The 20,904-nt window shown below is 58.2% G+C and carries 18 protein-coding genes and 1 pseudogene; 10 read left to right on the top strand and 9 right to left on the bottom strand.

Features of this window, described 5'->3' with window-relative positions; translation table 11 throughout:
• Positions 1-134: pseudogene (gene glyA, locus ACR0BK_RS04515) on the bottom strand (serine hydroxymethyltransferase); the annotation flags it as partial.
• A 122-nt stretch (positions 135-256) separates the two neighbouring features.
• On the opposite strand from glyA, the gene ACR0BK_RS04510 reads away from it, so the two are divergent.
• A complete protein-coding gene (locus ACR0BK_RS04510; RefSeq protein WP_480553876.1) occupies positions 257-1,063 on the top strand; it encodes an NAD kinase in 807 nt (268 codons plus the stop codon).
• A 249-nt stretch (positions 1,064-1,312) separates the two neighbouring features.
• On the opposite strand, the gene ACR0BK_RS04505 is transcribed toward ACR0BK_RS04510, so the two are convergent.
• From ACR0BK_RS04505 to ACR0BK_RS04490, 4 genes are all read right to left on the bottom strand, one after another.
• Positions 1,313-2,740: an amidase family protein gene (locus ACR0BK_RS04505; RefSeq protein WP_480473555.1), complete on the bottom strand. Its 1,428-nt coding sequence runs from the start codon at positions 2,738-2,740 to the stop codon at positions 1,313-1,315.
• Positions 2,741-2,828: 88 nt separating this feature from the next.
• Positions 2,829-4,718, bottom strand: a complete 1,890-nt coding sequence (gene prpE / locus ACR0BK_RS04500) for a propionate-CoA ligase PrpE (RefSeq protein ID WP_480473554.1) — start codon at positions 4,716-4,718, stop codon at positions 2,829-2,831.
• A gap of 231 nt (positions 4,719-4,949) precedes the next feature.
• Positions 4,950-5,339 carry a GFA family protein gene (locus ACR0BK_RS04495; RefSeq protein ID WP_480504505.1) on the bottom strand — a complete coding sequence of 130 codons (390 nt, stop codon included), beginning with the start codon at positions 5,337-5,339 and terminating at the stop codon, positions 4,950-4,952.
• Between the two features lie 45 nt (positions 5,340-5,384).
• Positions 5,385-7,658 carry an NADP-dependent malic enzyme gene (locus ACR0BK_RS04490; RefSeq protein ID WP_480504506.1) on the bottom strand — a complete coding sequence of 758 codons (2,274 nt, stop codon included), beginning with the start codon at positions 7,656-7,658 and terminating at the stop codon, positions 5,385-5,387.
• A gap of 270 nt (positions 7,659-7,928) precedes the next feature.
• Here ACR0BK_RS04490 and ACR0BK_RS04485 point away from each other — a divergent pair, with 270 nt between their 5' ends.
• The 7 genes from ACR0BK_RS04485 (at position 7,929) to upp (ending at position 13,807) form a co-directional block, all read left to right on the top strand.
• Entirely contained in the window at positions 7,929-8,123 is a 195-nt protein-coding gene (locus tag ACR0BK_RS04485) for a hypothetical protein (RefSeq protein ID WP_480553875.1), read from the top strand.
• The gene (locus ACR0BK_RS04480) at positions 8,086-9,189 is read left to right on the top strand and encodes a cupin domain-containing protein (protein WP_480553874.1); all 1,104 of its coding nucleotides are present in this window, start codon (positions 8,086-8,088) and stop codon (positions 9,187-9,189) included. The genes ACR0BK_RS04485 and ACR0BK_RS04480 overlap by 38 nt, the downstream gene beginning before the upstream one ends.
• Before the next feature lie 93 nt (positions 9,190-9,282).
• Positions 9,283-9,675: a cytidine deaminase gene (locus ACR0BK_RS04475; RefSeq protein WP_267365809.1), complete on the top strand. Its 393-nt coding sequence runs from the start codon at positions 9,283-9,285 to the stop codon at positions 9,673-9,675.
• Positions 9,676-9,679: 4 nt separating this feature from the next.
• Positions 9,680-10,987, top strand: coding sequence for a thymidine phosphorylase (locus tag ACR0BK_RS04470; protein ID WP_480553895.1), 1,308 nt, complete (start codon positions 9,680-9,682; stop codon positions 10,985-10,987).
• The gene (locus ACR0BK_RS04465) at positions 10,984-12,195 is read left to right on the top strand and encodes a phosphopentomutase (protein ID WP_480553873.1); all 1,212 of its coding nucleotides are present in this window, start codon (positions 10,984-10,986) and stop codon (positions 12,193-12,195) included. Before ACR0BK_RS04470 ends, ACR0BK_RS04465 begins: the two co-directional genes overlap by 4 nt.
• Positions 12,192-13,178, top strand: a complete 987-nt coding sequence (locus tag ACR0BK_RS04460) for an adenosine deaminase (protein WP_480553872.1) — start codon at positions 12,192-12,194, stop codon at positions 13,176-13,178. The genes ACR0BK_RS04465 and ACR0BK_RS04460 overlap by 4 nt, the downstream gene beginning before the upstream one ends.
• Positions 13,175-13,807 carry a uracil phosphoribosyltransferase gene (upp, locus tag ACR0BK_RS04455; protein ID WP_480473547.1) on the top strand — a complete coding sequence of 211 codons (633 nt, stop codon included), beginning with the start codon at positions 13,175-13,177 and terminating at the stop codon, positions 13,805-13,807. Before ACR0BK_RS04460 ends, upp begins: the two co-directional genes overlap by 4 nt.
• A gap of 6 nt (positions 13,808-13,813) precedes the next feature.
• On the opposite strand, the gene ACR0BK_RS04450 is transcribed toward upp, so the two are convergent.
• Positions 13,814-14,827 (bottom strand): hypothetical protein, encoded by a 1,014-nt coding sequence (locus ACR0BK_RS04450; protein ID WP_480553871.1) that lies wholly within the window; start codon positions 14,825-14,827, stop codon positions 13,814-13,816.
• Between the two features lie 148 nt (positions 14,828-14,975).
• On the opposite strand from ACR0BK_RS04450, the gene ACR0BK_RS04445 reads away from it, so the two are divergent.
• Together ACR0BK_RS04445 and ACR0BK_RS04440 are read left to right on the top strand one after the other, a co-directional pair.
• Positions 14,976-15,911: a DMT family transporter gene (locus ACR0BK_RS04445; RefSeq protein WP_480473545.1), complete on the top strand. Its 936-nt coding sequence runs from the start codon at positions 14,976-14,978 to the stop codon at positions 15,909-15,911.
• 268 nt (positions 15,912-16,179) lie between these two features.
• The gene (locus tag ACR0BK_RS04440; RefSeq protein ID WP_480553870.1) at positions 16,180-16,953 is read left to right on the top strand and encodes a Hint domain-containing protein; all 774 of its coding nucleotides are present in this window, start codon (positions 16,180-16,182) and stop codon (positions 16,951-16,953) included.
• A gap of 56 nt (positions 16,954-17,009) precedes the next feature.
• Here the strand turns inward: ACR0BK_RS04440 and ACR0BK_RS04435 are convergent, their stop codons facing one another.
• Genes ACR0BK_RS04435 through ACR0BK_RS04425 form a run of 3 tightly spaced genes read right to left on the bottom strand, consistent with a single transcriptional unit; the run spans position 17,010 to position 20,903 of the window.
• The gene (locus ACR0BK_RS04435; RefSeq protein ID WP_480553869.1) at positions 17,010-19,211 is read right to left on the bottom strand and encodes a 3-hydroxyacyl-CoA dehydrogenase NAD-binding domain-containing protein; all 2,202 of its coding nucleotides are present in this window, start codon (positions 19,209-19,211) and stop codon (positions 17,010-17,012) included.
• Positions 19,204-19,692, bottom strand: coding sequence for a cupin domain-containing protein (locus ACR0BK_RS04430; protein WP_480492872.1), 489 nt, complete (start codon positions 19,690-19,692; stop codon positions 19,204-19,206). The genes ACR0BK_RS04435 and ACR0BK_RS04430 overlap by 8 nt, the downstream gene beginning before the upstream one ends.
• Positions 19,692-20,903, bottom strand: coding sequence for an acetyl-CoA C-acetyltransferase (locus ACR0BK_RS04425; RefSeq protein ID WP_480553868.1), 1,212 nt, complete (start codon positions 20,901-20,903; stop codon positions 19,692-19,694). Before ACR0BK_RS04425 ends, ACR0BK_RS04430 begins: the two co-directional genes overlap by 1 nt.
• Between the last annotated feature and the right edge of the window lies 1 nt (position 20,904).

Below are 20,904 nucleotides of genomic sequence, written 5' to 3'. Positions count from 1 at the left end.
ATGTTCTCGGACGCAATCAGCTCGATCTCGTCGCGCTGACGACCCAGCTCAGACCGGATCGAGCCAAAAAGCTCAGGATCGCGGTCCGACAAGGACTGGGTGAAAAATCCGGTGTCACGAAGATTGGCGTTCATTGGCGCTCCACATGGCTGGGTAAAATCTTGCGGATTTCCTATCGGAAACGCCACTTTCGCAAAAGGCTTAAAGCGACGATTTGGCCTGCTGCGGCGTCAAGACTGGCCTATTGGGGAAAGGTATGTTTGTTTCGGAACCAAATGTGCAACACCGGAAACCACAAAACATGAAAAAGAGAATCGCCTTTCTCGCCAGTGAGGTCAAAGTGGCGCAAACGGCGCGCGACATCCTGGTGGCCAAACATGGTAACGTGGCACCTCGGGACGCAGATATTGTGGTTGCATTAGGTGGGGACGGCTTCATGTTGCACACCCTGCACAACATGCAGCATCTTGATACTCCGGTCTACGGGATGAATCGCGGCACGATCGGCTTTCTGATGAATGAGTATCACGAAGACGACCTGATGGCGCGGCTGGAGGATGCCGAGGAAGAGGTTATCAACCCGTTGGCCATGCAGGCGATGGATCAATCTGGAAAACTGCACGAGGCGCTGGCGATCAACGAAGTGTCATTGCTGCGTGCCGGTCCTCAGGCAGCAAGGCTCAAGATCAGCGTAGACGGTCGGGTGCGCATGGCCGAACTGGTCTGTGACGGGGCGTTGCTTGCCACGCCTGCGGGATCGACCGCCTACAACTATTCCGCGCATGGGCCGATTGTTCCGATTGGCGCTGACGTTCTGGCCCTGACACCCATCGCGGCGTTTCGCCCACGGCGGTGGCGCGGTGCCTTATTGCCGAAAATGGCGAAAGTCAGGTTCGATGTGGTCGAAGCTGACAAGCGCCCGGTCATCGCGGCCGCCGATTCCGTTTCTTTCCCGGATATAGACTGGGTCGAGATCAGGTCGGAACCAGCCATTGCGCACCGTATCCTTTTCGATCCCGGCCATGGGTTGGAAGAACGCCTAATATCCGAACAATTCACATAAAATTAGGATTCCCCAAATTTTTCTCACGCCTGTGTGAAGCAGTTCACAGGAATTCCCTTAACGATTGGCTAATGTGAACTTGCCCGGAGAACGCGCCAAGGTGGGAGTGAGTGGCCACCTGAACGGTGTTTTCGAATGGTTGCGCAGATTTTGCGCTGGCGAGGGTGGGTGGTGCTACGCTCGTCATCAGAAATCCGGGCTTATTTTAGCAGCTGGACCCCGGGCACAATGACCCGGGGTCTATTTTTGCTACATATGATCCCAAAGCGGCAAACACATCTGTCCCACGCGGGCTTCTATCGCGGCGGCGGCATCCACGGCCAGATCCTCGCGCCAGCGCTGTGCCGCGATCTGTACGTTGATAGGTTGAGGCCCTTTGGGAAGATTGGCCAGCCGCGATGGAACGCAAGCTGCTGGCAGTCCTAGAAAGTTCATCGCATAGGAATAGACAGCGCATCCCAAAACATCATGCACGCCTTCCGCGCCTTCGGTGTCCCGGTCAGGTTTGAAAAATGGCTGTGGCAGGAAAGGGGACAAAACCAGCGGGTAGTCCTGCATAAACAGGGACCATTCGCGTGCATAATGGCTGCGCTTGGCCAGCATCCGAACCAATTCTGTTTCAACGATGGGCGGGAACTCCTGAAAGTAGACGTCAAAGATGTCGCGGATGGTTCTGGAACCAGCGGCTTCAATGTCAGATTTCATCAGGGTCAGCACTTCGCCCATCAAGGTCCGATACCCGATCCGGCCACATTCAAAGACATCGGGCGGATCGACCTCTTCAACGATGTACCCTGCATCGACCAGCGCATCGCGCGCAGTGTCGAGGGCTTTTTCGACCTCGGGGTGCAGAGCATAGCCGAAGGTGTTCTTGGTGAATGCCACCTTGATCGGCTGGTCAAAACTCTCGCCGTGCCAGGGCATTGGAACGTGGAATGGGTCCCGCGCATCGGTGGCGATCAGGCTGGGCATGGACAGGTGCAGATCCGCAGCCGACCGGGTGATCAGGCCCTGAACCGACATTGACTGCGCCAGCAATCCGCGTTCGGCCTTCTGACTTGGGTTCCACGCGGGAACGCGTCCCAACCCCGGTTTGACCGTCACGGCACCGATGGCGGCAGCCGGAAAGCGCAGGCTGCCGCCAATATCGTTGCCATGGGCCAGAGCACCGACACCCGCCATCACGGCGGCAGCAGCGCCACCGGATGATCCCCCGGGTGAAATGTGCCGTCCCCACGGGTTGAACGTGCGCCCATGCAGGGGGTTGTCGGTGTCGGCCCTGAAGGAAAACTCGGGCGTATTCGTTCGCCCGATCACAATGGCCCCCGCTTTTTGCAAGTTGCTGACCACCGGCGCGTCATCCGGTGCAATCACATCCTTCAGCGCAATGACACCGTTGGTGGTCGCGTGGCCTTTTTGATCGACATTCACCTTGATTGTTACCGGAACTCCATGCAGCGGGCCGGTCGGCTGACCACGCTCCCGTGCAGCATCTAGCGACTGCGCGCGTTCCAGGGCCTCGGTGCGCAAATCTTCGACGACTGCGTTCAGCGCGGGGTTCACCGCGTCCATGCGATCAATCGAGGCCTGAACCGCCTCGGTTGCACTCAGATCGCCGCGTCGGGTCAGGGTGGTCAGCTCTGTGGCGCTGAGACGCCAGATATTGGTATGTGTCATGGGCCCTCACTGTCTTACAGCGACAGTAGGGGCCCAGATTCAGGTTGCAAGGGCGGACATGGTATGGGCGGCCGATGCCGCCCGATGGTTACTTTGCGTAACCAATTGTCTGCAACGCCACCTTGATCTCATCAAGGATGGCAGGATCGTCAATTGTTGCAGGCATTTTGTAATCTTGACTGTCTGCAATCGACACCATCGTGCCGCGCAGGATCTTACCGGAACGGGTCTTGGGTAACCTGTCGACAACAACAGCCAGTTTGAAGGCGGCCACCGGCCCGATCTTTTCCCGAACCATTTTGACGACTTCCTGAACCACATCGCCATGATCCCGTGTGGCACCAGCATTCAGGCACAGGAAGCCGACCGGCATCTGCCCCTTCAGTTGGTCCGAAACACCGATTACCGCGCATTCTGCCACATCGGGGTGGGCGGCCAACACTTCTTCCATCCCACCCGTCGACAGGCGATGGCCCGCTACGTTGATGACGTCATCGGTGCGCGCCATTATGTAGAGGTACCCGTCTTCGTCAATCATCCCGGCATCGCCGGTTTCGTAATATCCGGGGAAGTGTTCAAGATAAGATTTCTTGAACCGTGCTTCGGCATTCCACAGTGTTGGCAAGGTGCCTGGGGGCAAGGGCAGTTTAACCGCGATGGCACCCAGTTCACCGGCCTTCATCGGGTGACCGCCTTCATCCAGAATTTGCACGTCATAACCCGGCATCGGTTTTGCGGGCGAGCCCAGCTTGACCGGAAGCTCTTCGATACCCAGCGGGTTTCCGGCAATGGCCCAGCCGGTTTCGGTTTGCCACCAATGGTCGATCACCGGAACCTTCAGCGCGTTTTGTGCCCAGATAATTGTGTCAGGGTCAGCCCGTTCGCCTGCCAGATAGAGGGCCTGTAGATGAGACAGATCGTATTTGGCGATCAATTCGCCTTTTGGGTCTTCTCGTTTGACGGCGCGGATGGCTGTAGGTGCGGTGAAGAAGCTTTTGACCTTATGTTCCGAGATCACGCGCCAGAAGGTGCCCGCGTCCGGGGTGCCGACTGGCTTGCCCTCGAACACAATTGTGGTGTTTCCATGGATCAGGGGCGCGTAGCAGATATAGGAGTGTCCCACGACCCAGCCCACGTCGGAGGCTGCCCAGAATACGTCACCCGGATCGACGTTATAGATATTCTTCATCGTCCAGTTCAGTGCCACAAGGTGTCCGGCAGTGGGGCGCACGACCCCTTTGGGTGCACCCGTAGTGCCAGAGGTGTACAGGATATAAGCCGGGTCATTGCCATCGACCGGTACGCATTCAGCCGGTTCGACACCGTATTGGAAGCCATGCCAGTTGAAGTCGCGCCCTTCAATCAACTGAGCGACTTCCTGTTCCCGCTGGAAGATCACACAAAAATCAGGCTTGTGGTTAGCCAGGTCGATCGCGCCGTCAAGCAGGGGCTTATAATGAACCACGCGGCCCGGCTCCATCCCGCAGGACGCGGCGATGATTGCTTTGGGTTTGGCGTCGTCGATGCGCACAGCCAGTTCGTTGCTGGCAAACCCGCCGAACACAACTGAATGCACGGCGCCGAGGCGGGCACAGGCCAGCATTGCCTCAAGCGCTTCGGGGATCATCGGCATGTAGATAATGACACGGTCACCTTTCTCGACACCCTTTGCGCGAAGCGCGCCGGCCAGAGTGGCCACGCGGTTGCGAAGCTCAACATAGGATATCTCGCGCTTGGTGTGGGTGATGGGGCTGTCATAGATGATGGCGGTTTGTTCACCGCGCCCGTTTTCCACATGACGGTCTACGGCATTCCAACAGGTATTGACCCGCGCGTCGCTGAACCATTCGTACAAGGGCGCATTGTCGTCGAACAGTGCCTTGCTGGGGGCCTTGACCCAATCGATCCCTTTTGCGGCGTTCATCCAGAACGCTTCGGGGTCAGTCTTCCAGCTGTCATAAACGTCCTGATACGCCATCTCGTCCTCCTCACAACGGCCTGGACATTGTGTTAGGTTGCAGAAAACATCCGGGCAAGCGCGACGCATGACGACGCGTCAGTTTATCGCAAAAAATTTGCAGATCAGCGGAATATGACTTGCAAATTTTTGCAAAATCGCAGGTGTAGCAGAGTTTTCATCGCCGCAGTGCGAAGATTTGCAAAGTTGCAAACTTTTACATGCAAATCTTGGGCTCCTCCGGGAATCATCTCAACCAGCCGTTTTGGCGTAACGTGGCAGCTTGTCCTGAAGGTTCAGCCAGGGCAGGTGATCGGCGTGGAACACGTGAAACTGTGGTGGCAGGGTTTCCGGTTCGTCCAGCGTTGCGGTGTAAAGATGTATGTTCACCCTATCGCGCGCTGTGCGATAGGCCATCTGGGTTCCGCAATTGCCACAAAAAAGACGTTCGACCCCTTCAGATGAACGATAGATCTTTGGTGCCTGACCCAGCCATCTGACTGCTTCATGCGGCAGTCCGAAAAAAGCCGTGACCGGCGCGGCGCAGTTTCGCCTGCAATCTGAACAGTGGCAATAACAGCTCCATGCGGCTTGGGCATCGCTTTCCCAATGCACGGCGTTGCAGTGGCAATGTCCTTTCATGCGCTTCCCCCCTGTTGACAGGGGCGCCAGCCAGGCCGCCCCAGGTTAACCGTAATGCGCCACGGGTGTTCCTGCAATCGCCGCCATGTTCAGCAGACCGCGCGCGGTGATGGATGGAGTAACAATATGGGCCTTGTTGCCCATTCCCATCAGGATCGGGCCAACTTCAATCCCGTCCGCCTTCATCTTCAGAATATTGCGCACGCCGCTGGCCGCATCTGCGTGGGCGAATATCAGAACGTTGGCCGCTCCCTCCAATCGCGACGCCGGGAAGATGCGCGCCCGCAGGTCTGCATCCAAAGCCGCATCTACGTTCATTTCGCCTTCGTAGACAAAATCGCGCGGCTGCCGATCAAGGATTTCCAGCGCCGCCCGCAGCCGTTTGCCTGATCCTTCAGCCTGATTGCCAAATTGCGATTGCGAACAGAAGGCGATCTTGGGCTCGATCCCGAACCGGCGAACATGTCGCGCAGCACCAATGGTGGTTTCTGCCAGTTCTTCCGGCGACGGCAATTGCCGGACATGCGTGTCGGCGATGAACAGGGGGCCATCTTCCAGGATCATCAGGGACAAGGCACCATGCGGGCGCAGGTTGCCCTCGTCAAGCACCTGCTCAACATAGTTCAGATGCCAGCGATATTCGCCGAACGTGCCGCAGATCATGCTGTCCGCTTCGCCACGATGCACCATGATCGCACCGATGGCTGTTGTGTTGGTGCGCATAATCGCCTTGGCCAGATCCGGCGTCACCCCACGGCGCTGCATAATCTGGTGGTAGGAAGTCCAATAATCGTAGTAGCGCGGGTCGTTCTCCGGGTTAACGATCTGACAGTCCTTGCCCGGACGAATGGTCAGCCCCAGCTTTTCACACCGGGTTTCGATCACATCGGGTCGCCCGATCAGAATTGGCGTTTCCGTCGTCTCTTCGAGAATGGCCTGCGCGGCTCTCAGAACCCTTTCATCTTCACCTTCGGCAAAAACGATGCGACGGGATGCGACGGCCGCAGCCTCGAACACAGGACGCATCAGAAGGGCAGATTTGAAGACAGTCTGGTTGAGCTTTTCCTTATAGGCGTCAAAGTCGTCGATAGGGCGTTTTGCAACACCGCTTTCCATGGCGGCTTTGGCGACCGCCGATGACACCACGCCCACAAGACGCGGGTCAAATGGTTTTGGGATCAGGTAATCCGGGCCAAAGGTCAGTTGCTCGCCCTTATAGGCAGCCGCGGCTTCGGCGCTTGTGGTTGCGCGCGCCATCTCAGCGATACCATCCACGCAGGCAATCTGCATCGCGTCGTTGATCTCGGTCGCGCCGACGTCCAATGCACCCCTGAAGATAAACGGAAAACACAACACGTTGTTGACTTGATTGGGAAAATCGCTGCGACCCGTGGCGATGATTGCGTCTGGTGCCACTGCGCGCGCGTCCTCTGGCAGGATTTCCGGCGTCGGGTTGGCCAGGGCGAAGATGATCGGGCGGCTTGCCATTTTCCGGACCATATCAGGCTTCAGAACATTTGGTCCGCTGAGACCTAAAAACAGGTCAGCCCCACCGATCACATCGTCCAGCGTCCGCAAGTCCGACTTCTGCTCGAACTGTGACTTGTGCGGGTTCATGTCCTCGGCCCGTCCTTCGTAGACAAGCCCGTGAATGTCGCACAGCCAAATGTTTTCACGTTTCACGCCCAGCTTGACCAGCATGGTCAGGCACGCGATCCCGGCGGCCCCGCCACCGGTTGACACGACCTTGATGTCCTCAAAAGACTTTCCGGCCACATGTAGCGCATTCTTGGCCGCAGCCCCGACCACAATGGCAGTTCCGTGCTGGTCATCATGGAAAACCGGGATGTTCATACGTTCACGGCAGAGCTTTTCGACGATAAAGCAATCGGGGGCCTTGATGTCTTCAAGGTTAATGGCGCCAAATGTCGGTTCAAGGGCACAGACGATATCCGCCAGCTTTTCGGGATCGGGCTGATCTACCTCGATATCAAAACAGTCGATGCCCGCGAACTTTTTGAACAGAACAGCCTTGCCTTCCATGACCGGCTTCGAGGCGAGTGCCCCGATATTCCCCAGGCCGAGCACGGCGGTGCCGTTTGACACCACAGCAACAAGGTTACCGCGCGCGGTGTACCGCTCGGCATTGGCTGCATCGGCCTTGATTTCAAGGCTGGCCTCCGCCACGCCGGGCGAATAGGCGCGGGCCAGATCGCGACCGTTGGCCATCGGTTTGGTGGCCTTGATCTCAAGCTTTCCGGGTTTGGGGAATTCATGATATTCGAGCGCAGCTTGTCGCAGGCTGGGGGTGTCAGACATCGGCGATTCAGCTCCCATTGAGAATTTGATTTAGCCTTAAACTATTTATTTGAACTTGGCTACGCTACGTAACTCTGCCGTGATGTCGCAACCAGAATCCGGATTGGTATTGTCTGAGTTCTTTTGCATCTTTTCACATTGCGACGTCCAAGATCACTCTGGCAAGGCCGTCGTGACATTCAGGACTGATGACGTGGCTGGTAACCAACGAGGGATCAGTAGGTTGGATGTTGGTTGCAGCGATGCTGGGCAGTTGTTGTCGCCCAGATTTTGGTCGAGTTCACCGCGCTGAACGGCGGCGCTTTATCCGTGATCATTGAAATGCGGTTCTTCGCTGTGGAAGAAATGCCAGGGATGTTCTTTTCGGTTGGCATTTTGGCGTCTGTTCTGATCGGATGGCCAAAGTTGCAATTCGAAGAGAATACTGATGACCAAGACATCCGATCTGGCGAAAACGCACGCTGAGATTCGCCTGCCCACGCGGGAAATTCGCGACGACATCCCCTTTTACACGAAAAAACTGGGGATGAAGATGGACATGATCTATCCCGCTGACGATCCGCGCGTCGCGGTGTTTTCGGGGCATGGCGTGCGGTTGCGCATTGAAAAAGACGCACCGGAAAGCCCTGGTACCTTGCGTATTCTGACGGATAATCCGTCTGATTTCGCGGGTGGTGAACGCGTTCTGGTGGCCCCAAATGGCACCCGGATCGAAATTGAAGAACGAAATCCGCCACTGGTGATGCCAGAGACCGTGCATTCCTTTGTCGTGCGCAGGCTCAAGGATCAGGCCCCTTGGATCATCGGTCGGGCCGGGATGCACTATCGCGATCTGGTGCCGGATCGGCTGGGCGGGTCGATCATCGCCAGTCATATCCGCATCCCCGATGGCGGGCCGGTTCCGGACATGGTGCATTTTCACAAAGTTGGGTTTCAGCTGATCTTTTGCATCCATGGATGGGTGGATGTGGTCTATGAGGATCAGGGCGAGAAAATGCGCCTGACAGCGGGGGACTGCTTTATTCAACCACCGGAAATCCGGCACCGTGTTCTTGAAGCCTCTGATAATGTTCAGGTCATCGAGATTGGAGTGCCGGCTGAGCATGTCACAGAAATCGACCATGACATGATACTTCCCACTCCGCACATCCGCCCGGACCGCGAATGGCAGGGGCAACGTTTTGTCTATAATCAGGCCAAGGGTGCCGAGTGGATGCCCTTCCGTCTTCCGGGTTACATCTGCCGCGACACCACGATTGCCGAGAAAACCAAGGGCGTCGCTGGGGTGCAGGTTGTGCGCAAAGGATCGGGTGATCCGGAATGGGCCATCCATGACACCGACATTCACTTTACCTTTGTGATGGACGGAGAGGTCACCCTGGAAGGAGAGGGGCGCGATCCCTACCGGCTGGAGCAAGGGGATGCGTTCGTCATCCCACCTGGGATGCGCACACGGCTGTCCGACCCAACAGACAATATCGAATTGTTGGAAGTCACCTTACCCGGTACCTTCAACACAACGCTGGGTTAAGCGAAAAACACGGGTCGGGGGCTTCAAATTCCCCGCTTTAATACGTTAGCGTGCAAATTTCTGACCAGATGATCAAAAAAATGGGGAATCGCCATGTCGCTGAAAGACGCCGCCTTGTCTGTCCGGGAAAACGCCTACGCGCCATATTCGAACTTCAAAGTTGGCGCAGCGCTCCGGTCTTCTTCGGGTCATGTCTTTTCCGGGTGCAACGTCGAAAATGTGGCCTATCCCGAGGGCACCTGCGCGGAAGCAGGTGCAATTGCCGCAATGGTGGCCGCGGGTGAGCAGGAACTGACCGAAGTCTACGTGGTTGCCTCCAGCCCTCAGCCTGTGCCGCCTTGCGGTGGATGCCGTCAGAAGCTGGCCGAGTTTGGCAAGCGCGATGTAAAGGTCACTCTGGCAACCGTCGATGGTGCGGAGTTTGAGACAACCATCGGAGATTTGCTGCCGGGTGCGTTTGACGCGTCGCACATGGAAGATGTCTGAACGCATGGACGCCCGTTCAATCATAGCCAAACTGCGCAGGCACGAAGTTCCAGGCCGCGACGAGCTGATCTGGTTCGCGCAAGGGTTGGCAGACGGCAGTGTCAGCGATGCGCAGGCCGGGGCGTTTGCCATGGCCGTCTGTATGGGCGGGCTGGGCCCTCAGGGGCGTGCGGACTTGACGATTGCGATGCGCGATAGCGGCGATGTTGTCAGTTGGGATGTGGACGGGCCGGTGATCGACAAGCACTCGACCGGTGGGGTCGGGGACTGTGTCAGCCTTGTGCTTGCTCCGGCGCTGGCGGAATGCGGTGCGTTTGTTCCGATGATCTCGGGCCGGGGTTTGGGGCACACGGGTGGAACGCTTGACAAGCTCGAGGCGATTCCGGGTGTCAGCACTCAGATCAGTCAGGACCGACTTGCGCAGATATTGCGCGAAACGGGCGCGGCTATCGTCGGCGCGACGGGCCAGATTGCACCGGCGGACAAGCGGCTTTATGCGGTTCGGGACGTGACGGCGACGGTTGAAAGTCTGGATCTGATCACAGCATCGATCCTGTCCAAAAAGCTGGCGGCCAGCCCGGATGCGTTGGTTCTTGACGTCAAGGTCGGCAGCGGTGCCTTTATGAAAACAATTGAGGATGCCCGTAAGCTGGCCACAGCATTGACCGAGACCGCAAACGCGGCCGGGTGCCGGACTTCGGCGGTGATCACCGACATGAACCAGCCTTTGGCATCGGCGCTGGGCAATGCACTGGAGGTCGCGGAAGTGATGAAGGTTCTGACCGGTCCGGATGCTTCGCCTCTGGTGGATATTTCTGCCGAGTTGGGCGGCGTCCTGTTGGCCGATGCAGGCATGTGCAAATCGGTCGAGGAGGGGCGCGAGCAGATCGCCGAGATTATCCGTGACGGTCGCGCCGCCGAACGGTTTGGTCGCATGTTGGCTGCGGTTGGTGGTCCTGTGAAATTTGTCGATACCTGGACCCGTTTCCTGCCTGAGGCGAGCGTTATTCAGGAGGTTCCTGCCTCCGAAGACGGTTACATCTCCTCCATCAACGGAGAGGCTCTGGGCCTTGCGGTCGTCGCGCTGGGTGGCGGCCGCCAGGTCGAAAGCGATGAGATCGATCCGGCAGTAGGAATATCCAACATCCTCAGGCTGGGGGATCGTGTGTCCAAAGGTTCACCAATTGCCGTGGTCCACGCTGCGCGGGAAGACGCCGCACGGCGCGCGGCGGAAACTGTGCTGAGTGCAATGACAATCAGCGATACAGTTCCAAAGCTGCCCGATCTGATCCACGAAAGGATCAGCGTATGAGCCGTGCATTCCTTGTGGTTATGGATTCCGTCGGAATAGGTGGGGCACCCGACGCAGATCAGTTTTTCAACGGTGATGTCCCGGATACCGGGGCAAACACGCTGGCCCATATCGCCCAAGCCTGCGCGGAAGGCCGTGCAGAAGAGGGGCGCACCGGCCCATTGCACCTGCCCAACCTAGACGCGCTGGGTTTGGGCGCGGCTGTGCGGCTGGCGTCTGGAGAGGCCACTCCGGGCTTCGATGCCGAACCCGCTGGACTATGGGGCTGCGCGCGTGAGCATTCGCCCGGTAAGGACACGCCCTCAGGCCACTGGGAACTGGCTGGCCTGCCGGTGCCCTGGGATTGGCATTACTTTCCAAACACGGTTCCGGCTTTTCCAACGGAACTGAGCCGCGCGGCAGCCGAAGCTGCCGGGACCGAAGGCATTCTTGGCGACTGCCACGCGTCCGGAACAGCGATCATTGCCGAGCTGGGCGCCGTGCATATGCGCACCGGCTGGCCGATCTGCTACACATCCGCTGACAGTGTATTTCAGATCGCGGCTCATGAGGAAAGCTTTGGGCTGGAACGGTTGCTGGACATGTGCCGCGCGCTTGCACCGCGTTTGCATCAGATGAAAGTCGGGCGTGTCATTGCGCGCCCCTTTGTTGGAACGCCTGAGGCGGGGTTTGATCGGACGACCAATCGCAAGGATTTCGCCATTCTGCCCCCGGCACCGGTGCTGACCAATTGGGTGCAGGATGCAGGGCGGCGGGTTCATGCTGTAGGTAAGATCGGCGATATCTTCTCGATGCAAGGGATCAACACGCTGCGCAAAGGGTCGGATGCCCAGCTAATGCAGCACCTGTCTGACCTTGTGGACGAGGCGGAAGAGGGCAGTCTGACCTTCGCCAACCTTGTCGAGTTCGACAGCCTGTACGGACATCGCCGGGACATCAGCGGATATGCGCGTGCGTTGGAATGGTTCGACCGCGAGATCGGAGAAGTCCTTAAGAAGCTTCACCCGGGCGACCTGTTGCTGTTGACTGCCGATCATGGCAATGACCCAAGCTGGACCGGAACAGATCACACCCGTGAACAGGTTCCGGTTCTGATTGCGGGGCAGGGTGCGGGACAGATCGGGCAAGTGGATTTTGCCGATATCGCGGCCAGCATTGCCCATCATCTGAACATTCCGGCGCAAGGGCCGGGAAGGAACTTTTTATGAGCGTTGCAGACCTGCCCAAAATTGAACTGCATCTTCACCACGAAGGTGCAGCGCCTCCGGCCTTCATCCGCCAGCTTGCGCATGAAAAACGTGTGGATCTGAGCGGTATCTTCAAGGCGGACGGGTCGTATGATTTTCGTGATTTCGCGCATTTCCTGAGCGTGTACGAAGCCGCTTGCGAGGTTCTGAAAACGCCCGAAGACTTCCGGCGGCTGACATTGGCCATTCTTGAGGAAAGCGCTGAAAATGGCGTGGTTTATTCCGAGACCTTCCTCAGCCCTGATTTTTGCGGCGGTGGCGACCTGCATGCGTGGCGGGATTATCTGAACGCCATTCAGGATGCGGCAGACGAAGCCGAGCGTAAATTTGCTATCACCTTGCGCGGTGTCGTTACCTGTGTCCGCCATTTTGGCGCAGAACAAGCCAGGCGAAGTGCCCATTGTGCGGCCGAGACCGCCGGAAACTGGATCACCGGTTTCGGCATGGGCGGCAACGAATCCATCGGCACGCAGGGCGATTTTAAATGGTCTTTCGATTGTGCCCGCGAAGCCGGGCTGCGCCTGACCACGCATGCAGGTGAGTTTGGCGGTCCGGACAGTGTGCGCGACGCTGTGCGCGATCTGGGGGTTGAGCGTATCGGGCATGGCGTCCGCGCCATCGAAGACCTTGATCTTGTTCATGAACTGGTTGACCGGGATATCACGCTTGAAGTGTGTCCGGGTTCGAATGTGGTTCTGGGCCTTTTCCCAGATTTTGCTGCCCACCCCATCGCGAAACTGCGCGATGCGGGCGTAAAGGTTACGGTTTCCACCGACGATCCTCCGTTTTTTCACACGACCATGCGGCGGGAATATGAGATGTTGAACGCGGCTTTCGGTTGGGAGGCCGGGGATTTTGCGGCATTGAATGAGATGGCCCTGAATGCGGCCTTCTGCGATGAAGACACCCGCGCGCGGGTCAAGAAAAGACTGGAGAACACATGAGCGAACATCTGACCGTCGTCGATCACCCGCTGGTGCAACACAAGCTGACGCTCATGCGGGACAAGGGCACCTCGACCGCCGGGTTCCGGCAGTTGTTGCGCGAAATCACATTGCTGCTGGCCTACGAGGTCACGCGCGACATTCCCTTGACCACGCGCAATATCGAAACGCCGATGGAAGAGATGGACGCCCCCATTCTGGCAGGTAAGAAAATGGCGCTGGTGTCAATCCTGCGCGCCGGAAACGGGATGCTGGATGGGGTGCTTGAACTTGTGCCTTCAGCACGCGTCGGTTTCGTGGGGCTGTATCGCGACGAAGAAACGCTGAAACCCGTACAGTATTATTTCAAGGCCCCCGAAAGCCTGAAGGACCGTTTGGTCATTGCGGTGGATCCAATGCTGGCCACCGGCAACAGCTCGGCCGCGGCCATTGACCTACTGAAAGAGGCCGGGGCGACGGATATTCGCTTTCTGTGCCTGTTGGCGGCACCCGAAGGTGTCGCGCGGATGAAAGAAGCGCACCCTGACGTGCGTATCGTCACAGCAGCGCTGGACCGCGAGTTGAACTCGAAAGGCTACATCATGCCCGGTCTGGGGGATGCCGGTGACCGGATGTTCGGAACCAAGTAACCCGGTTTATTCGCCGCAAATATTCTGTAGCCGGACCCAGTCGCGGTCCGGCAGCACCTGTTCCAGCGCCCTTCCCGCCATTGGATCCGCTTCGATCAGGCCAAGAACGGTTTCGCCGGTCACATCACGGGCATAGGCGTAGGGGGTTGAGGGAAGCGCGCTTTGCGAGAACATCGCCAGCAAATCGTCATCAGAAATGGCCGGGCGGGGCTGTGACAGGACCTGCTCGGTATATTTGTCGATAATCTCGGACGTCAGTCCGCCGGTTGTCAGCAGTCTAAAGGCAGAGGTTGCGCCGGTTCTGTCCAGCAAGTCATCCAGCGGGTCTTTGTGCGCGGTCCGCGCCCGTTCAGCAATCACATAGCCCGCTGCGACCGCAGGGTCTTCGTAATCCTCTACCAAAGCACGGCTTAGCAGGACTGTGCCGCCAGGCAGGCTGAAGCTGTCCTGAACGCCTGCGGGCAGAATGATGATCTGCCGTGCGCCGGTGCGCCGGGCCAATTGTTCCAGTGAATCCCGAGCATCCCGCGACGTACAGGCCCGGCCCGAGACGCGCTCGATCCGATGCAAGATCATATCGCCGATTTCTTGCCGTTTAACTTGGGGCACGACCGAGACAACATGGTTTTGCAGCGCACCGGGCAGCCAGAACAGCAACAGCGCCAGCACAGCGGCCACGACGCCTCCGACACTCAGCCAGCGCAAACGCCCCGGGTGGGGGCGGGACCGATCTATAGCGCGCTGCAATCGGTCGATCGCTTCAAGCATCGTGGTTTCGGATTCGGCCAGCTCAAGCGTTTCATCCGGATCACCGTCCGGGTTGAATATGGCCGGAAAGGAACCGGGGTTCTGGCGTTCAAGTGCTGCCAGCGACCAGTGGGTCAGTGCCCTGTCATTGAAATCGGAAATGGTCAGGGTGGCTTCGCCGATAGACACCACAACCTCGCGCCGCTGTTCATCGGGCGAGGGGCGCCACAGACCGGTGGCTTCGATCCGCTGGTACTGTTTCAGGGCCGTCATCTGGGTGGGTCTGCTCGAATTTGTTTTGCCGCAGCTTAGCATGGTGAAATCGCAGGGCGCAAACCTGTTGCGCAGTCATTGCGAATTGTGCTGGATACCCGAAAGGATCGAGACTGTCGGCCCACGATCACAATCAGGACACGACTTCATGCAGGCGCATTCCTCATCTTCTGCTGTGCTGGCTTCGGCCCTGATGGTCAGTGCCATGGCAATTATCGGCGTCATCGACAATGTTGTGATCCTTTTGGCCGAAACCGTCGGGCTGTGGCAGTTCCATCTGACCCGTGCACTGTTGATGCTGCCGCTGATAGTTGGCCTGTCGTTTCTGGGGCTGGGCGGGTTGAGGCCCGTGCGGTGGGGTCCCGTCATTTTGCGCAGCGTTCTGATTACCACGGCAATGCTGTTCTATTTTGCATCCCTTGCCATGATGCCTATTGCACAGGCGCTGGCAGGGTTGTTCACCTCACCGATTTTTGTGCTGTTGATCTCCGCTCTGGTGCTCAGGCAACCAATAGGGCCGTGGCGCATACTGGCAGTACTGATTGGATTTACTGGCATCCTTCTGGTGCTTCAGCCAAACCCCGGCGATTTTGACCTGCGCACGTTGGTGCCCGTGGCGGCCGGGTTTTTCTATGCCCTCAGTTCGATCCTCACACGTACACATTGTTCTCAGGAAAGCACTGTGGCCATGCTGGCCGTCATGGTCATTACGCTGGGTTTGGCCGGTGCGATGGGGCTCACGTTTCTGACAATCTCGCCGGTCGTTACGGCAGACGGTGCCGAGGGGTTTGTTACGCGTGGATGGGTCTGGGATATGGGGCCTGCCATACCGTGGCTGGTTACTCAGGCTATCGGTTCTACAATCGCGGTTTTCATGCTGATCAAGGCGTATCAGGTGGGCGAGCCGTCTTATGTGGCGGTGTTCGAGTATTCTGTCATGATTTTCGGCCCGCTTTTCGCTTTTGTGGCCTTTGGACAAACCATTGGCGTCTTTCAGATTTCGGGCATCCTTATGATTGCGTCAGCGGGTCTGTTGCTGGGGTGGCGCGCCAGCCGATCATCTGACCAGCAAAAAGTTGCCTGACGCGATTGGGTCGTATGTACGTCTAAGCCAGACCGTTTTGTTATTTCCGTATCCAGTGAAACGCCGTGGATTCGGAGGATCGACAAATGGCATTCGTTTCAGAAATGGCAAAAATGCTCGGTGAGCTTTCTGGAGTGTTCACGAAAACCCTCGGGAATTACGCGGAATTGGTCAAAAATGGGCGCAAATATGTCTGAAATGTGACGGGCAGAATTTTTGGTGTTAGCTCATTGGCATAACCGTTTTGTGCCAAAAGGGGGTAAGGCACGTGTCCGAAGTAACAAGTATTTCTGTTTATCTGGATCAGCTGCCAGAAGTTGATCGAACCAACAAAAAACAGGCGGTAAATGCGCGCCGTGGCGGGTTTTTGCACGGCACCAGGATCGCCACGACTGCAGGGTGGAAGCCGGTCGAACGGATCGCGGTAGGTGATCTGGTTCGAACCCTCGATCATGGGTTTAAAGAGGTTCGGCGCATCTCAATAAGCGTTGTGGTCATTCCGGCCGATGAGCGCCGGGTCGAGTACCTGCCGATCCTCGTGCCTGCCCACGCCGCATATAACGGGCGAGCTGTCTGGTTGATGCCCGAACAGGGCATGGCGCTGAACCTGTCCCGGATCAACGCCAAGGCCGATGGACCTTCGGTGTTGCCCGCGCGTTTGCTGAACGGAGCCGGTCGCCTGACGTCACAGGCACCGGGGTCGTCTTTTGAAGTGTTTTCCTTGTTCTTTGATGATGATCAGGTGATCTTTGTCGAAGGCGGATTGCAGGCCTATTGCCCGTCCGGTCGCTTCAACATGCGCGGCGCAACTACGGGAACACGGTATGAAGTCGCGACCGAAGAGGTTGCCTCCGACCTGATCCATTCGCTTATAAGCAGAGGCGATATGTCGGCTCTTGCTAACCCATTGGGTGCGCTGCCTGCACCCATTCCCCAGGAACCGATATTTCCGATCCGCCCGCCATTTGGGGTCAGGCGACCGGGTCGACCGGGACGCCCAAGCGCGCCGGTTCTGTTCCTGCGGCCCGAATGGCAGATCTAACCAAACACTGACAAGAACGATGCGGGCGCATGATGACATGCGCCCGCGTCATTGGATTAAGCGGCTTTTGCTTCGGGGTTGAAGCGACCGTAGAAGCTCTGACCTTTTTCTGCCATCTCGCGCAGCAGCGGCGGGCAGGCAAAGCGTTCGCCGTATGTCTCGGCCAATTGATCACAACGCTCGGCCGCATAGGGCGTGCCGATGATGTCCAGCCAGCTGAACGGACCACCCGACCACGGGGCAAACCCCCAGCCCAGAATTGCACCGACATCGCCCTCGCGGATGTCTTCCAGAACACCTTCTTCCAGTGCGCGGACCGCTTCCAGAACCTGAGCAAACATCAGACGTTCCTGCACTTCGATCAGGTCAGGCTGGTCATCGGCAAGCGGATACTTCTCTTGCAGGCCCTTCCAGTATTCGACGCGCTTGCCCTTTTCGTCATAGTCGAAGAAACCCGCGTTCGCCTTGCGACCCAGACGGCCCTGTTCCTCCATCCAGAAGATCAAATCGTCCGAGGGGCTTTCCGGATAGGCATCGCCCATCGCCGCCTTTGTCGCGCGGGCGATCTTGGCACCCAGATCAATCGAGGTTTCGTCGGTCAACTGGATCGGACCGACCGGGAAACCCAACTGCCGCGCGGCATTGTCGATCAAAATGGGGCTGACGCCTTCAGTGACCATGCGCGCGCCTTCGTTGATATATGGAATGATGCAGCGGTTTGCGTAGAAGAAACGCGCATCGTTGACCACGATCGGGGTCTTGCGGATCTGGCGCACATAGTCCAGCGCCTTGGCCACCGCACGATCCCCGGTTTCCTTGCCCTTGATAATCTCGACCAGGAACATCTTTTCGACCGGTGAGAAGAAGTGGATGCCGATGAACTGGTCAGCCCGCACCGAGGCTTTGGCCAGATCGCTGATCGGCAGGGTCGAGGTGTTCGATGCAAAGATGCAGTCCTCGGGGATAATCGCCTCGACCTTCTTGGTCATCTCAGCCTTGACGCCCATGTCTTCAAAGACGGCTTCGATAATCAGGTCACACCCTTTCAGGTTGTCCAGATCCGGCGTCGCGGTGATGCGACCCAGCATGGCCTCTTTTTTCTCAGCCGTGACCTTGCCGCGCTTCATGCCTTTGTCGAGATAGGTATCGGTATAGGCTTTGCCTTTGTCCGCAGCCTCCTGGTCGCGGTCGATCAGAACCACTTCCATACCGGCCTGCGCCGATACCAGAGCGATACCAGCCCCCATCATGCCCGCGCCCAGAACACCGATCTTCTTGACCGACTGATCCGGGACACCGGCGGGGCGCACGGCGCCTTTTTCCAGCGCTTCCTTGTTCAGGAACAGCGACCGGATCATCGCACCTGACGAAGGGTTCATCAGCACGGACGTGAACCAGCGCGCTTCGATTTTCAGCGCGGTGTCGAAATCCACCAGAGCGCCTTCGTAAACCGCGCTCAGCAGAGCCTTGGCTGCCGGGAAAGCCCCTTGGGTCTTGCCGTTCACCATCGCCGACGCGCCAACGAAGTTCATGAAGCCTGCAGGATGATAGGGGGCGCCACCGGGCATCTTATAACCCTTCGCGTCCCATGGCTTGACCAGATCGGCGTCCTTGGCGTTCAGCACCCATTCCTTGGCTGCTGCCATTGGATCGGCTGCAATCTCGTCGATATAGCCTGCGCCCTTGGCTTTCTTGACGTCCAGCATCTTGCCTTCCAGCAACAGCGGAGCCGCGGCAATGGCGCCAACTTTGCGGACCATGCGGGTGGTGCCGCCCGCACCGGGGAAGATGCCGACCATGATCTCGGGCAGGCCGTACTTCGCCTTTGGGTTTTCAGCCGCAAAGATACGATGGGTGGACAGGGGCAGTTCCATTCCGATGCCCGCAGCGGTCCCCGGCAGAACTGTAGCAATCGGCTTGCCACCTTTCTTGGTCTTGGGGTCCATGCCAGCCAGTTCGATCTTGCGCAACAGGGCGTGCATTTTCATCGTTCCCTCGAACAGACCCTTGGCCGGATTGTCGCCCGCCTGTTCTTTCATCACCGCCAGCAGGTTCAGATCCATGCCGCCCGCAAATGACCCTTCCTTGCCCGAAGTAACGATGATGCCTTTCACCTCATCGTCGGCCAGCGCCTGATCGATGCAATCGCTCAATTCTGCTAGCCCATCAAAGGACATCACGTTCATGGTCTTCCCGGGCACGTCCCAGGTGATCGTGGCGACGCCGTCTGCGTCTTTGCTCAGAGTGAAATCAGTCATTGTCATCTCCAATCTGGTCAGCCGTCAGCGGGCTGCCATCCTTGCGTGTGAAGGAGAATCCGTTCTCATCAACCTTCACCATCATGTCCATGTCGCTGTAATAGCCGGTTTCGGTCGGGGTCCGTGTGCCCACCACCAGAAAGGTCATGGGCGCATCGGTCTTGTTCACAAGATGATGGCCGTTGGCCTCACCTGCGGGCCAGGCAGCGCAATCGCCGGGCTGCATCTCGTGCTCGCCATCATCATCGACCAGCGTGCACGAGCCGGTGAGGATGATGGCAAACTCGTCCTGCTTCATGTGGTAATGGCGCAGCGAGGACAGGCCCTGCGGTTCCAGCCGCACGATGTTGACCCCGTATTGGGTCAGCCCGCCTGCATCGCCCACCCGCTGCGCGAAGCGACCTGCGGTCGCTTCGGCCAGCTTGCCGGGATAGGCCGAGCCGCCCTGAAACGGGATCTGAGAAAGATCCAGCTTGGGCATCAGACGCGCTCGATAATGGTTGCCGCACCCATGCCGGATGCAATGCAAAGCGTGGCAAGACCGGTTTCCTTGTCCTGACGCTCAAGCTCATCCAGCAGCGTACCGATGATCATCGCACCCGTGGCACCCAGCGGGTGACCCATCGCGATCGAACCGCCGTTGACGTTGACCAGTGCAGGGTCGACATCAAATGCCTGCTGGAAACGCAGCACGACCGAGGCAAAGGCCTCGTTCACTTCAAACAGGTCCAGATCGCTGATCTTCATGCCATTGTCGGCCAAAATCTTCTCGGTCACCGGAACCGGACCAGTCAGCATGATGGTCGGATCTGTGCCGATCTTGGCGGTCGCTTTGATGCGGGCACGCGGCTTGAGGCCGTATTTCTCGCCAAATTCCTTGTTGCCGATCAGAACAGCAGCGGCTCCGTCGACGATGCCCGAGCTGTTGCCGGCATGGTGGATGTGGTTCACGCGCTCAAGATGCGGGTATTTCAACATGGCCACCTTGTCGAAGCCCGGCATCTGTTCGCCCATCATCTGGAAGGACGGGTTCAGTGCGCCGAGGCTCTGCATATCGGTACTGGGGCGCATGTATTCGTCGCGGTCCAGAATGGTCAGCCCGTTCTGATCCTTGACGGTGATCACGGATTTTTCAAACCGGTTGTCGGCCCATGCTTCCGCAGCACGCCTTTGCGATTCAACCGCCAGCGCATCCGCGTCATCACGGGTAAACCCATATTCGGTCGCGATGATGTCGGCCGAGATGCCCTGAGGTACGAAATAGGTCTCCATCGCCAGCGAGGGGTCAACAGCGATTGCTGCACCGTCGCTGCCCATGGCCACGCGACCCATCATCTCGACACCGCCTGCAATATAGGCATCGCCCGCGCCACCTTTCACCTGGTTAGCGGCCAAGTTCACGGCTTCCATGCCCGAGGCGCAGAAACGGTTGATCGCCAGACCTGGGATCGACTGGTCGAGGTCGGACGCCAGAACGGCCGAGCGCGCCAGACAGCCGCCTTGCTCCATCACTTGCGTGACGTTTCCCCAGATCACGTCTTCGACGGCGTGGCCTTCCAGGTTGTTGCGCTCTTTCATCGCGTTCAGGGTCAGGGCGGACAGGCGCACCGAGGTTACCTCGTGCAGGCTGCCATCCTTGCGGCCCTTGCCGCGCGGCGTGCGCAGGGCGTCATAGATATAGGCTTCGGTCATG

Source organism: Ruegeria sp. AF1, from assembly GCF_056542125.1.
Note: the sequence above shows the minus strand (reverse complement) of the source record. Positions and strands in the feature narration are given on the sequence as shown.